Below are 14,657 nucleotides of genomic sequence, written 5' to 3'. Positions count from 1 at the left end.
CCTTAGAGAGATGGCATGCATCTACCAGAGTAACGGCGGCCTCTGCTTTTCGCTACTGCAAAATGAGAGAAACACACTGAAAGTGTACGGTCAGCGGAAATCCCGTGACTTCACCTTCAGCGCATCCCACTGGAAGCTAATATCCTGCAACCGCCCGGCGACCACATGAATCACCTCCCCTTCCCGCTCCAGCACCCCGGAGACCTGTAGGATATTGGCCGCCAGCAGCGCACGTCGCTGAGCCTTCGCCGTTGCCTGCCAGACCACCAGATTGATCTGCCCGCTTTCATCTTCCAGTGTGACAAAGGTCACCCCGCTGGCGGTGCCTGGTCGTTGTCGGTTGGTCACCAGACCCGCCACATGCACCAGCTGACCGTGACGACACTCGGTTAACTGCTCAGCCTTCAGACAACGGGGTAAAACACCCTGTTCACGCATCAGGGCCAGTGGATGACGCCCCAGACTGACCCCCGTATTACGAAAGTCCTCTTCCAGATCCGATTGTTCATCGGGGGCAGCCAGGCGGATCGGATCATCGTGAATCGCTGCAACCGGGTCAGAATCGAGTTCCAGCCACGGGGTATCGGCCAGCAACTCCCAACGCGCCTGATAACGGTGTTCCGAGATGCTGTTCATGGCACCCGCTGCAGCCAGTGCGTCCCAATCTGAACGGGATAAGCGGCAACGCTGCCGGGCTTGGGAAACAGATTGATAGCCTGTTGCGGGGCGGGCTTCGATCAGCGCTTCCGCACCACGCTTGGAGAGACCTTTGATTAATCTTAATCCCAACCGCAGGGAGCGATACTGATCTTCAGGGAGCGTGTCGACGGGAGATCGCGGTTCAAGGGAATGATCCCAACCACTGGCATTCAGGTCGACCGGCAACACCGTCACCCCATGTCGCTGTGCATCCTGTATTAACTGTGCGGGGGTATAGAATCCCATCGGCTGACTGTTCAGCAACGAACAACAGAATGCCGCCGGATGATGGCATTTGAGCCAGGCAGATATATACACCAACAGTGCAAAACTGGCCGCATGGGATTCGGGGAAGCCGTACTCCCCAAATCCTTCAATCTGGCGACAGATCCGCTGCGCGAAGTCCAGCTCATAACCCCGTTCCAGCATCCCATCCACCAGCTTCTGCTGATATTGGCGGATATACCCTGTGCGGCGCCACGCTGCCATCGCACGGCGCAACTGATCCGCTTCACCACCAGTGAACCCTGCGGCGACCATCGCCAGTTTAATCACCTGCTCCTGAAAAATCGGCACGCCCAAGGTGCGTTCCAATACCTCTTTCACCGCCTCACTGGGATAATCCACCGCTTCAATACCATCCCGTCGGCGCAGGTAAGGGTGCACCATATCGCCCTGAATCGGGCCGGGACGCACAATCGCCACCTCGATCACCAAGTCATAATATCTCTGTGGTTTCAGGCGCGGCAGCATACTCATCTGGGCGCGGGATTCGACCTGAAATACGCCAATGCTATCTGCCTGACTGAGCATGGCGTACACTGCCGGATCTTCACGGGGAATATCCTGCAGCCGCACCGGCTTACCGGTCTGTTCGCTGAGCAGGTCCAGCGTTTTGCGAATTGCGGTAAGCATGCCCAGTGACAACACATCCACCTTCAGCAGACCAAGGGCTTCCAGATCATCCTTATTCCACTGAATCACCGTGCGGTCTTTCATCGCGGCATTCTCCACTGGCACCAGCTCCGACAGAGGCCCGGCAGAGATCACGAAACCACCCACGTGTTGGGACAGATGGCGCGGGAAATCGAGTATCTCCGCCACTAGCGCAACAAACTGCTGATAGATAGGAGCCGGTTCATCGCCGCCCATGGTAGCCAGCTGCGCTAACCAGGGGTTTTCGTGGTCACGGCGATCCAAACGGCTGAGCAACCATGTCAGATAACTTTCATCCATTCCCAACGCTTTGCCCACATCCCGCACCGCACTTTTCGCCCGATAGCTGATCACCGTCGCGGCCAGCCCTGCCCGCTCCCGACCGTATTGGCGGTAGATATACTGAATCACCTCCTCGCGCCGTTCGTGCTCAAAATCCACATCGATATCGGGTGGTTCGTTGCGCTCTTTGGAGATAAAACGTTCGAACAGCAGGTTGACCTTCAACGGGTCCACTTCGGTGATATGTAAGCAGTAACAGACCACCGAGTTCGCCGCTGATCCGCGACCCTGACACAGAATTTGCTGAGCACGGGCAAAACGGACGATGTCGTGAATGGTGAGGAAGTAGTGCTCGTACTGCATCTCCCCAATCACTTTCAGCTCATAATCAATCTGCCGCTGTACCTGTTCGGGCGTGCCGTCTGGATAACGTACCTTTTGTCCGGCCATCACCAGACCCAGCAAATGCTGTTTCGCACTGGATCCCTCTGGTACCAGCTCGGCGGGATATTCGTAGCGCAGTTCGGACAGGTCAAAGTGACAGCGCTCCGCTATCGCGGCGGTCTCTTGCAGTAACTCATCAGGATACAAGTGCTGCAATTTACGAAAGGAACGCAGATGACGCTCCGCATTCGCGGCCAGCGCAAAACCAGCCCGCTGCACACTGGTGCGTAATCGAATGGCCGTGAGTACATCCTGCAAACGTTGCCGGTCAGGGTGGTGCATATGCACATCATTGCCACAGACCGGCGGAATCCCCAGCATCCGGGATTGCCGTATCTGTTGCTGGAAGCGGCCATCGTCGCCATTCTCTAGCAGACGTTCTAACAACCACCAGCAACGCTGGGGAAACCATGCCTTCAGCCGCTTCCCGCACGCCAAGGCGTTCTCTGTATCCGATGCGGGGCTATTTGCTGGACGGAACAGCAGCAGACAGCCTCCCACGCCTTCCGCCAAATCATCCCAGCGCAGTTCATATTGACCCTTTTCGCATCGGCGTCGGCAGGTGGAGATCAAGGCACACAGTGCGGCATATGCCTGACGATCCGGGGCTAACAGCACCAAACAGTGGTCGTCCAGATAGAACTCAGCCCCCACGATCAGTTTCAGCGGCAGATCTCGGCGGGCCTCCCATGCCCTCACCACCCCGGCCACGGAACACTCGTCGGTGATGGCCAGCGCCTGATAGCCCAGTTCATGGGCGCGCTTCACCAGTTCATCCGGGTGGGACGCACCCCGTAGGAAACTGAAATTACTGATACAGTGCAGTTCAGCGTATTGCATCGCCCCACCTCTCAACCAAACCAGCCATGCAGATACCAGCCTCCCTGCGCATCACGAAATAACCAGCCGTGGCGCCCATCGGCCCAGCGGGCGATGTAATAGTCGCGGCGTACCTGCTGAGCATCCCACCAGCCACTACTGATCCGCTCCGGACCGGTTTTGAGTTCAATATGCGGAGGTAATTGGTGCTGAGATATCCGCTGCGGACTTTTCAGCAACCAGCCGGGGCGGCCTTTAGGTAGGGGCATCGTAGCGTTATCCACTGCCTTCTGCGGGTGTTGTTTGAGCTGCCAGCTCTGTTCAGGGCGATGATCAGCACAGAGCGTCACCGGCTGCACCGCCGCCTCTCCGAGCCGCACCTGCAAACGGCTGAGCAGATCCATTGGATCTTCGGCATGGCGCTGAGAGTCAAACAGGTCATAACTCTGCTGCTGACTGGTTTTAAACCGTTCCACCTCCACCTGTAACGCCAAGATCGGTTGCTGCAGTTTCACCTGCTCCAGTCGTAACTTGCACAGCTCTAACCAGGTCTCATCATCCGCTGAACCACTGGCATGGCCAATATCATGCTGTTGATGACCACCATCGCGTTCAACCAGCGTCAGAATCAATTGCTGTGCCAGCAGTTCGCGACGTTGCAGATAACCGGCTAACGCTTCCAGAATACGCCGCAGAGGAAATAACAGCGCCAGACTGTGTTCAATTTCGCGGGAGAATTCATGAAATTGCTGGAAGATCGGTGGGGGTTCAAATAGCACTTGAGGATCGGGACGACGCCCCTCAAGGCGATCCAGATAATCGAGTAACTTCACACCAAAGCGACTACTAATGGCATCCCGGGGCAAGGCGTGTAACTGCTCCAGGCGTAACAACCCCATTCCCCGGAGCTGATCCTGTTGTTTAGCAGGCAGTTCCAATTGGCTCAGAGGCAGCATCTGCAATACTTGCCGGTGAGATGCCCGCCCTTCAATAACCAATGAACGCCCCGCCCGGGCCAGTAAGCGTGCTGCCAACGGAGTATGCCCGGTGGCATAACGTACCTGAAACCCCAAACGCTTAAGCCGCTGTTCCATCTGTTGCCAGAGATTGTTGAGGCCACCGAAATAATCCAGCATCGATGCCACTTCCAGCAACAGACCTTCCGGCGGATACAGCACCACCTGCGCACTGAAGCTGCCCGCCCATAACGCCAGCGCTTCCAACTGCTGCTGGACTCGTTCCGGGTTGGGATGAAAGAGCTCTACCTCCGGGCAGATACTAAACGCAGTGGCGATGGCCATGCCCGGTTCCAGTCCGGCCTGCACCGCATCGTAACTGCACAATTCCAGCTTCTGTCCCCGTGTGTCCAGCAACCCGGCAATCCCTGCTTCCAGCTGCTGAGCTTCTAACGCCAGCTGTGAAAAATGCAGGTAGAGCCAAAGGGACTCCCGTTCGGTGGCTAAACGGTTCATCGGCTTTTAAGTGGATGTGCCAACCAGAGTCAGGCGCGCTGGCCCGGCATCAGGTTCAGCGGTTTGAGAAACCACGGGAGAGACCGGAATCAGACGTGGCGGTAATGGCCAGCCTCCACGCCGTTTCAGGGCACTCACCGTGACACCTTCAGGATGAGGTTCCAGCAACAAACGACAAGGCGCAGCAGAGTGCTGTGACTGACAACGGCTATGGCGAAACAGGAATCCCCGACAATCCCCCTCAACTGCCGCCACCTGTAAACGCCGGATCGCTTTCTCTTGCCCGGCGGGCAACCACCCCAGAACCGCACTGCAACACCCACTTTTTAAGCTTTGCTCCAGACACCAGAGTCGATCTCGACGGCTATTACTCCGCACGACCTGCACCCGATCCAGATTCACCCCTGCACCCAGTAAAGCCGGCGCATAAGGAATATGTGGCGGATCCACCCACAACACCCAACGCTCCTGCTGGGACAGCTCTGCCAGCAGCGGCAACAGCACACCCAGTTCACCACTGCCCTCATCGCTGTAGAGCAGCTCCACCAGCTGTGATGCCTGCCAGCCCTGGCCGGGTAACAGGGCATCCAACTGTGGAAAGCCACTGCTCAAACATCGGTGACGCAGCTGCTCAGCGGCCTGTCGCCCGCGCCAAACCTCGCCTTTGTGAAGCAATTTATGCAGTGAACCAGTTTCTGTAGCCATAGGAAAACACAACAATACTGTATTTATATACAGTATATTATGACGCAAAAATCCCGTGTGGCAATACTCGAATATAGAGGGAAACGTTCTCAGGATGATAAAAAGGCGAATGACAGGGCTGTATCGCTGTGATGATAACTACCTGTATAGGGCAGGCTCAGCGTCACCGTAGGTGATGAGTCTGCCGGTCAGCTGAAGCCGACCCTACAAAGGGTTCAGACTTACTACAACGCGCTTGTAGGGCAGCCTTCAGGCTGCCTGACAGGCTAAAAGCCTGCCCTACAACATGACTATAAGATCAATCGAGCCAGATGACGCTGGCCATACGACCGGTCACGCCATCACGGCGGTAGGAGTAGAACAGGTCAGAGTCGGTATAAGTGCAGTGTTCCCCACCGCTGATAGCCGTCACACCCGCAGCGCTCAATCGTAAACGTGCCAATTGATAGATATCTGCCAGCCACTTATCTTCAGCCTCTTTCCCCGCTACCGGCTGAAAGGCCTGTTCGGAAGCCGGCAGCAGATCACAGAATTGTGTACGGACTTCACCACCCACCTCAAACGCCTGCGGACCAATCGCCGGACCCAGCCAGCACGTCATCTGTGCAGGGTCATCAAAGCAGTTCAGGGTCGCTTCCAATACACCATCCGCCAGCCCGCGCCAGCCTGCGTGTGCAACAGCCACCTTCCGTCCCTTTTGATCCGCAAAGAAGACCGGCAAACAATCGGCGGTCATCACAATACACGCCTGTCCGGGTTGATCGCTCCAGCAGGCATCAGCTTCAGGCACAATGCCATCGGCACGGGCTTCCACCACCTGAATACCGTGCACCTGCTGCAACCATTGTGGTGGCTGCTTCAAGCCCAGTTCACGTATCAGTTGACTGCGATTGGCGGCAACTGCGGCCGGATCATCATCAACATGATCACCCAGATTCAAACCCGCATAAGGCATGATACTGACACCGCCCAACCGGGTTGTCGTCAGTGCATGAACATTCGTCGGGGCAGCCCAGTCTGCGATGATCCGTTGCATGTTGATACTCTCTTCTTATTCGGCGATCTTAGAAATCATTATCCTGAACAACCGCATCCTGCTTCAGTGCTTCCAGCAGCTGCTGGATATCATCAGGCAGATCCACTTCCCAAGACATCAGCTCACCGGTTTTCGGATGCCAGAGTTCCAGCTTCTTCGCATGCAGCGCCTGACGCTTAAAGCCACGCAGTAACTGTTGCAGCTCTTCAGTGGTGCCTTTCGGCAGACGGAAACGACCACCGTATAGCGGGTCGCCAATCAGCGGATAGTTAATGTAAGACATATGCACACGAATCTGGTGGGTACGGCCCGTTTCCAGCTTCAGGCGAATATGCGTATGGGCGCTGAACTTCTCCAGTATCCGGTAATGGGTTGTTGCTTCTTTACCCAATCCGACAACCGCCATTTTCTGGCGGTGTTTGGAGTGACGGGCCATCGGCTCGTCTACCGTACCACCCCCCGTCATGACGCGGTTCACCACCGCTTCATATTCACGACCCATGGTGCGTTCCTGCAACTGAACCACCAGCTCAGTTTGCGCCTGAATCGTTTTCGCAATCACCATCAAACCGGTGGTATCCATATCAAGGCGGTGCACAATCCCTGCACGTGGCACCTGATTGATCTCCGGGAAATGATGCAGCAAGGCATTCAGCAAGGTGCCATCAGGATGGCCCGGAGCCGGATGTACCACCAGCCCAGCCGGTTTGTTGATCACCATAATATCGTCATCTTCATAGACAATATTCAATGGAATATCCTGTGGCTGATGGGCTTCGATCACTTCGAGCTGCGCATCCAGCTGTACCGATTCGCCACCCATCAACTTATCCCGTGGACGTTTTGCCTGACCGTCTACGGTGATAGATCCGTCTTTAATCCATTCCTGAAGACGGGAACGGGAATAATCCGGGAACAATTGCGCAACGGCCTGATCCAACCGTTTCCCTACCAAGTCATCGGAGACCTGTGCGTGCAAGCTTATCTGTTCTGACATTGAAACCTTAATCTGCTATGCCGCCTATCTGCCGGGAAATTGCCTTTAAATGCCTTAGAGACTTTGGCTTAGATAGGGGTTGTGTTTAAATAGGCTGTTATTCAACCGCAAGCGGCCTGATGGACCAAGCCATGTCCGCTGCGTTTTTCAATCATATCCGCCCAGTATAACTGGTTACGGCTTAGGACTACATCGAGATTCAACAGGATGCGTATCACCAAGATTATCGCAGTCGCAGCCCTCTGTGTTCTGGTTTCTGCCTGCTCCTCCAATGATGAACTAGAGATTCCGGATCTACCTGAGCAAGAGATCTACGAAGATGCACTGGAAGCACTCGAGCTGGACAACTATGTTCTGGCGATTGAAAAGCTGCAGCTGCTGGAAGCCCGCTACCCCTTCGGTCGTTATTCTGAACAGGCACAGCTTGAGCTGACATATGCCTACTTCAAGAACTTCGAACCGGAAGCTGCCCGCGCCTCGGCCGACCGCTTTATCCGTCTGCATCCTAACCATGAAAACATCGATTACGCGTATTACCTGAAAGGTCTGACCGCGTTTGAGCAGGATCGCACCTTCTTCATCAAGTACCTGCCACTGGATGAGACAAAACGTGATCCGGGTGCGGCACTGGATGGATTCGACAGCTTCCGATCTCTGGTACGTCTGTATCCGGACAGCGAATACGCACCGGACGCGCGTAAACGTATGGTCCACCTGAAAAACCGTCTGGCAACCTACGAAGTTCACGTAGCACACTACTACATCCAGCGTGGCGCTTATCTGGCAGCCGCTAACCGTGGTCGTTATGTAATCGAGAATCTGCAGAAAACCCCGGCGATTCCGGCTGCACTGGCCGTAATGGTTGAAGCCTACACTCTACTGGGACAGGTTGAACTCGCCGACGATGCAATGGCCGTGCTGAATGCGAACTATCCGAACTACGTATACCGTCCGGTTAAAGAGTCTGAAAAGACCCTGCTGGATGCCGCCACTTTCGATCTGTTCCGTGGCGCACCTGAGGCACCTGCACCCGTTATCAACACACTGTCTGACGAAGAAGCGGAAGAGAAGCGCTCCTGGCTGAACCGTCTCTCCTTTGGCCTGTTCGGTGACGACGGCGAAGAAGACGCCAAAGAGACTCAGGACAAATAAGAGCCACAGTCACAAGCAATAAATAGTTACAAACGATAAAAAGCCCGGTGATAACCGGGCTTTTTTGTATCTGCACTCAGGCGATTGGATCAGCCAGATGTGACCCGTCCACTCAGCGCATACGCAGCCGGATCGATAATCGGTGTACGTCCCAGTAACTGATCGGCCAGCAAGCGGGTTGATGCCGGCGCCAGCACCAATCCATTACGGAAATGCCCAGCATTCATATACAGATTTTCGTATCCCGGCACCGCACCAATAAACGGTACACCTTCCGGTGATCCCGGACGTAAGCCCGCCCAATGGTGCTCAATCGGATGGTCCGCCAGCGCCGGCACTATATTAATGGCCGTCTCATAGAGTGAGGCACGTGCGTCTTCGGTAGTCTCTTTTACAAAGCCGGTATGTTCCATAGTACTGCCGATCAACACACGACCGTCATTACGTGGAATCACATAACGTCCGTCCATCAACACCACACGATTCACCAACCCTTGCGGTGCTTTAAAGATCATCATCTGACCACGTACCGGTTCAACGGGCACATTCAACCCCAGTGGTTTCACCAGCTCACCACTCCATGAACCCGCTGCGATAATCGTCTTGTCTGCACGGATCTCACCTTTATGGGTCTTGATCCCTTTTACCTGCTCACCTTCAATGATCAGGCTTTCCAGCGGTTGATGCTCAAGCACCGTCACGTTATCACGCCCAACCAGACTCTGACGCAACGAGCGACCCAAACGAGGGTTGCGGATACTGGCCACTTCCGGCATCCATAACGCTTCTCCAAGGTTTTCTTTCAGGTGCGGTTCTTTCTGGTAGAGGAAATCTGCATCTACAGTTGTCAGAGGACGGTGATGCTTCGCTGCCCAGCGACGCGCGTCGTCCGCGTCTTCCACCGACACCATAAACATACCTTTTTGGCGCAGCTCCGGATCGTAACCGGTCTCTTCCAGCAGCTCCTGTGCAAGCAGGACATAACTGCTTTGGGACCAGGTCGCCAGAGCAGTAATTGGATCTTTGTAGCGCCACGGGTACAGCGGAGAAACAATACCGCCCCCCGCCCAGGAGGATTCTTCCGCACAGCCGCGACGATCAACCAAGGTAACATCGGCACCGGCTGTAGACAGCTCACGCGCCATCATCATCCCGATAACACCACCACCAACGATCAGATAATCAGACATGCATCCTCCAGTATTCTCAACAACTTAGACCGAATGCCGAGAGTATGACACAACACCTACCCTCTCAAGGGCCAATTTACGCTTTAATGACCCAGATACTGGTCTACATAAGCAATGTCTTGATTAGAGAAATCCGCTTGCCGTAGCCGACCGGTCAACTGCAGCAACATCCTCACCCCTTTGCTCATCTCCGCTTCATCGAAGATGTAAAACGAGCCATTCACACTGCCCGACAAACTGCCATCACTCGCATAGATCGTGGACTGCCCTCGGTTCCATAACACCTGACCTCCACCGCTCAGATCAACCACACGAATTAACTCATCCTGATCGGCAGTGAAGAACATCCGATCGGCATTATTGTCTTTGAATAACAGCAGTTGCGACCAGAGATACTTACCCTGCTTGGCCCTCCCTTCACAACTTTGGCTATCGACTGACGCACACATCGTCACCGTAATACCCCGTCGAATCGCTTCTGAACGTGCCAACGCCAGCGCAGCACGCACACGATGACGAGTTTCAGCGACACGAGAGTCCGCGACTACATCGCTCATACTGGGAACAGCAACAAACATCAGAATAGAAAGAACAGAGAGGGTGACCAACAGCTCAATCAGGGTAAAACCCCTTGCCTCAGCCACAAAGTGCCCTGCCGGGCGACGACACACATCCTTGTACATAAGGTACTCCCTACAATCCGTTGCAGGTTAAGTGAATTCCAGACCTGATAGACCTTTACCAGTATCAGAACTGATCAATAAGCGATACAACCCCTCAGCAAACTGGCCCTGAACATCATCCTGATATAGCAGAGCCAACAAAAATCATAATATGAAAACACCACGCATTGATTAGGATATTCAGTCCCAACAACCGTCTATCGCAGTACCATCAGATTCTTTGGCGGATTTTACACCCACGCTGGTCACAGACAATATCTTGCAATCATCACTGGCCTGAGCGCCTGTTGGGGTCCCTTGGATCGTGTAAGTACTTGTTGTAGAGCCTGAAACCACGATGCTATAAAAGTCTGTGTCATAAGGCTTTATTGCATTACCGTCACCATCAACGGAATTGAAGTCCGAATTGTAATTTCCATTTACTGTAAACTGTCGCTCCATCCACTGCGCCGCTTGCAACATAGCGCCCTGCCCATCGGCTCGACGGGCCTGCTGTACATAGTCGGTGTAAGACGGATACGCAATCGCGGCAATAATGCCGATAATCGCCACTGTGATCATCAGCTCAATCAGACTGAAACCTTTCTGCTTCACGTTGTTCGCCTTCTCTGATTATCTAAATTATCGAACCTGAATCCAGGACTGACGCCCCAGTGGCGGCCCCTCCTGACGCGCACGCTCAACCAGCCCACCACCGGATGAATCACCACGCAGACGGGTAGTCTCACCATTGGAGGCAAAATCGGGGGTTTTCACCAAACCTTCCGCTTTAAACCCGGACACAGGGACTTGCTCAGTGCCTGCGCTAGTCTCCAGCGTTTCCAGATCATCCGCATCTACCCGCCCATCGCCATTCACATCAAAGGTAGATGAATCTGCCCGGGCACCAGTGTTGAAGTCCAGTTCCATAAACCAGCTATCGCCGCCATTACGGCTGCAAACGCCACCTTCTACAGTGAAGGTAAAGAACCGCACTGTATCGCGCCTTACCACAGGGTCGGTGATCATACGTTCACCGATGAAACGAGATGAATTGAAATCGATATACCAACCTCTCGAACTGCTGTAATCCACACTATTTTTAGAGGTAACACGATGTTCCCCGGTGGTTTGCACAGTGAACTCTTTTACGATTTCCTGCTGCTGCAAACTAGATCGGCCAGGAACTGCATTGTCGGTGTCATCACGCACACCATAAAAGCTCTGTACCTGGGTGCTATCTACATCATCCGCCGTGCGATAACTACCGGTACCAAACAAGACCAATTGCCCCCCACCGGCACCACTATATTTGACCACTTCAGGGCGCATGGTAATCGGCTGGGGATTGCTACAATCGTCGTTAGTGCAGGAGCGGAATAGTGGTTCGGGGGATGAACCCTGTTTATATGCCACTTTCCAATCGTCGCTATTATCTGCACTCAGATCAAACACCCACATATTCCCCTGCAGATCACCGGCATAGATGCGATCCGCTCTTTTATCACCGTCGGTATCCGTTGCCAAAGCCGCCGACAAACCATTCGGACTGTCTGACGTCCCGTCGGACTCAGTATTAATAAAGATTGCGTCTTTCGGGCTTTCCAGCGGTACGATGTAAAGGCCTGCTTTATGATTGGCGCTGTCGTAACCATTGCCAAACACCGCGGCCCAAGAATCGTTCTGTAGTTTCACCACAGAGATACGGCCGGATAAGGAACCTAAGTCCGGCAGATCAGTGGCATCTAAGTCCCAAAGCACATCGTTACTGCCAAAGCTGTCTGGCTTTGAGACATCCAGTGCAAACACACCAGCGCCGCCGACACCCAGTGAGCCAAGCAGCACCGAGCCCCAACGTTTCGCACTACTGCCCTCATCACTGAAATTGATATAGGCATCCGCCACAATCGCCGGTCCATCAACAAAATAATTGTGTGAATAGTCCGGATCGGTCAGGTTACTCAGTTTTCCGTAAACACTCTTGGGAATGTAGGCAAAGGCCTCCTCACCGGCACATTTAGCACTGGTTTCTTTACAGGTCGCAGCATCAACGTCATCAGCCAGATCACTATCCGCTGTCGCGTAAAAACCATGCAACATTCCATCATTCGCGCCCACATAGACCATAGGGCGTTTCGAACGCTTTTTATTTTTGAGGTAATAGTAGTAACTGCCCGTCGTATCACTTTCTGCCGTTTCTAAACCATGATAGCGGTGGTTTTCATCATAGGTATAAAAGGCATCGGAGTTCACGATATCGCCCAACAGTCCACTACGAGAACGGAAGGGGTTCCCTTCATCTGTTTGATCCCCCCGCAGATAAGCAACACGCTTCTGCGCCAGGCTATCTGTCACATCATTCAGTGCATTCAGATTAGCCAGCTGCGTATCGGAAAAGCCATTGCTATTAGTCAGTGCAGCGGTCGTAAACTCGAAACCGGCATCACCATTGTGACTAAATATGTTCCTGCGTGTATGGGTCGGGATCAAATCAGCAGCATTCCACGCCTGATCTTCCAAAGCCAACGTAGTTTGATTGATCGGAAATGCCAGCAAATGCCCCGTCCAGATACTCGGCTCAAACCTAGTCACAAAAGCAGTGGTTGCACTGCTGGCGCGCAACGAAGTCACTGACAGCATGTTCGAGCCCACGGCATTAGCCTCATTTTCAGAGGCGAGCTCGACGTTGAATAGAATATCCTTAAGCGCGTCGACTAGTTCTTCACCATCACTTGGATCATGAAACCGCCCCCGGCCATTCCAGGCAGCATGACGCATATCGTCGATAGTTTCTTTATGGCTATTCACACGATCAGTCCAAGTAAAGGGCTCCGTCGCTGAACTTGGTCCTGCACTTAATGTCCCCTCCAATCCAAGCGCCACCATATGGGTAGACATACGCTGGATAATATTAGGGTTATCTTCATCCGGGTAGAGATCACGTTCATAAAAGAACATCGCCGCATCGGCTAGAGTATCGAAATAATCATCGGCATAAGAATCTTTTGGCGAGATCCCAGCAACCCACTCGCCGTCGTAGTCAGAACTATTGTCACCATCTATATGTTTATGAAGGATTCGGCGCGAATAGTTACTACTGTCTGAACCATTTTCATACCGACCTGCAATAACAACAGTAGCGTTATTCTGACAAACGCCTCGTGCATCACTGATTACGATAGGGGATTCTGGCTCGGCCTCATCACTATCATATCCAAACAGCTCCCTCACACCTGAGGTATCACCCGATTCATACACCTCTTCACGCTCAAAGTAGTTACCAGCAGCTTCATAGGTACGGCGGACTTGAGAAATATCTTTTCCTACTGCTTTCGTATCAAACGCAAAAACCCGGGTTAACAATTCCTCTTTGTTTGCCTTAGCCTGCGGGTCAATCGGAAAAGAAATATCATCTACATCTTTAATTTCAGCTCCGCGGCTAACCGTATTATGGAATTTCTCGGTACTGGAAAATCCGATTCCGATACGTGCTTGAGATTTATTGATGACTTCGGCTAAGGCGTATTTAATGACATATTCACGCTTACGGTGATACGCGTACCAATTGGCAAAATTAATCTGCTCTGCGGATGACATATCAGCGACAGAGACGCATATGCTACTGGCAAGCTTCTCGTTACCTTCCCCTTCTTTGCAGTCGGAATGTAATTGAGTCGGAACCGAACATTCCCCTTCATCATGCTCACCATTATCATTGCCATCCGTCCAAACAAGATAAAATGCCTGAGACAGATCTGTGTGATTGTCTTGGTTTCTAGCAATCTCATCGGCATCTGCTATTCCCACATCTTTCGGTAAATAAGGATCGAAGGGTACAGAACTGATATTGGTCTGATCTTGAAATATATTACCTTCTGAGTCTGTTCCCCACCAAGGGCGATACGTTTTAGACGGGTCATACGCCAGCTTATTGTAGCGGGTACAATGTGGCGCTATATCATTAAATTTATTGAGACTTTTATACTTAAAGTAAAAGCGATAGTCATCAATCCCTAAACGTTCCTCCTCCTCCCTATCCATGAGTTTCTCAAAATCCAAGCTCAACGCATCATCAATCAAAAACAGGATATTTGCCTGTGGTACATCCTTTAGATGCAACGTTGAATCAGCCTGTAAAGGCTGACTCAAGACCAACAAGGTAGATACAGCTATTAATAAATTAAAGGCAACCGGGAAGCCGTCCTGAAACATTCGACGCATGTTCTTCCACTCTATTTTCCCCATCATCCCGTGACCTTTTCC

10 protein-coding genes are annotated in these 14,657 nt (G+C 52.9%); 1 reads left to right on the top strand and 9 read right to left on the bottom strand.

Annotated elements, in window-relative coordinates; all coding sequences use genetic code 11:
* Window positions 1–90: 90 nt before the first annotated feature.
* The 5 genes from IOQ59_RS07050 to rluD all read right to left on the bottom strand — a co-directional run bounded on the left by IOQ59_RS07050 (window position 91) and on the right by rluD (window position 7,390).
* The gene (locus IOQ59_RS07050; RefSeq protein WP_193952566.1) at window positions 91–3,201 is read right to left on the bottom strand and encodes an error-prone DNA polymerase; all 3,111 of its coding nucleotides are present in this window, start codon (window positions 3,199–3,201) and stop codon (window positions 91–93) included.
* An 11-nt stretch (window positions 3,202–3,212) separates the two neighbouring features.
* Window positions 3,213–4,652, bottom strand: a complete 1,440-nt coding sequence (locus IOQ59_RS07045; protein ID WP_193952565.1) for a Y-family DNA polymerase — start codon at window positions 4,650–4,652, stop codon at window positions 3,213–3,215.
* Between the two features lie 6 nt (window positions 4,653–4,658).
* A complete protein-coding gene (gene imuA, locus IOQ59_RS07040; protein ID WP_193952564.1) occupies window positions 4,659–5,357 on the bottom strand; it encodes a translesion DNA synthesis-associated protein ImuA in 699 nt (232 codons plus the stop codon).
* Window positions 5,358–5,655: 298 nt separating this feature from the next.
* The gene (gene pgeF / locus IOQ59_RS07035; RefSeq protein ID WP_193952563.1) at window positions 5,656–6,393 is read right to left on the bottom strand and encodes a peptidoglycan editing factor PgeF; all 738 of its coding nucleotides are present in this window, start codon (window positions 6,391–6,393) and stop codon (window positions 5,656–5,658) included.
* Window positions 6,394–6,421: 28 nt separating this feature from the next.
* Window positions 6,422–7,390, bottom strand: a complete 969-nt coding sequence (rluD, locus tag IOQ59_RS07030; RefSeq protein ID WP_193952562.1) for a 23S rRNA pseudouridine(1911/1915/1917) synthase RluD — start codon at window positions 7,388–7,390, stop codon at window positions 6,422–6,424.
* 207 nt (window positions 7,391–7,597) lie between these two features.
* Between rluD and IOQ59_RS07025 the strand changes: the two genes are divergently transcribed.
* Window positions 7,598–8,542: an outer membrane protein assembly factor BamD gene (locus tag IOQ59_RS07025; RefSeq protein ID WP_193952561.1), complete on the top strand. Its 945-nt coding sequence runs from the start codon at window positions 7,598–7,600 to the stop codon at window positions 8,540–8,542.
* 89 nt (window positions 8,543–8,631) lie between these two features.
* Here IOQ59_RS07025 and thiO read toward each other — a convergent pair whose 3' ends face one another.
* From thiO to IOQ59_RS07005, 4 genes are all read right to left on the bottom strand, one after another.
* Window positions 8,632–9,732, bottom strand: coding sequence for a glycine oxidase ThiO (gene thiO / locus IOQ59_RS07020; RefSeq protein ID WP_193952560.1), 1,101 nt, complete (start codon window positions 9,730–9,732; stop codon window positions 8,632–8,634).
* Window positions 9,733–9,815: 83 nt separating this feature from the next.
* Window positions 9,816–10,415, bottom strand: coding sequence for a GspH/FimT family pseudopilin (locus IOQ59_RS07015; RefSeq protein WP_193952559.1), 600 nt, complete (start codon window positions 10,413–10,415; stop codon window positions 9,816–9,818).
* A 180-nt stretch (window positions 10,416–10,595) separates the two neighbouring features.
* Window positions 10,596–11,009 carry a type IV pilin protein gene (locus tag IOQ59_RS07010; RefSeq protein WP_371871832.1) on the bottom strand — a complete coding sequence of 138 codons (414 nt, stop codon included), beginning with the start codon at window positions 11,007–11,009 and terminating at the stop codon, window positions 10,596–10,598.
* 27 nt (window positions 11,010–11,036) lie between these two features.
* On the bottom strand, window positions 11,037–14,642 hold the full coding sequence (locus tag IOQ59_RS07005) for a pilus assembly protein (RefSeq protein ID WP_193952558.1): 3,606 nt from the start codon (window positions 14,640–14,642) through the stop codon (window positions 11,037–11,039).
* Between the last annotated feature and the right edge of the window lie 15 nt (window positions 14,643–14,657).

Source organism: Pontibacterium sinense (assembly GCF_015209595.1).
Classification (GTDB): domain Bacteria; phylum Pseudomonadota; class Gammaproteobacteria; order Pseudomonadales; family Balneatricaceae; genus Pontibacterium; species Pontibacterium sinense.
Note: the sequence above shows the minus strand (reverse complement) of the source record. Positions and strands in the feature narration are given on the sequence as shown.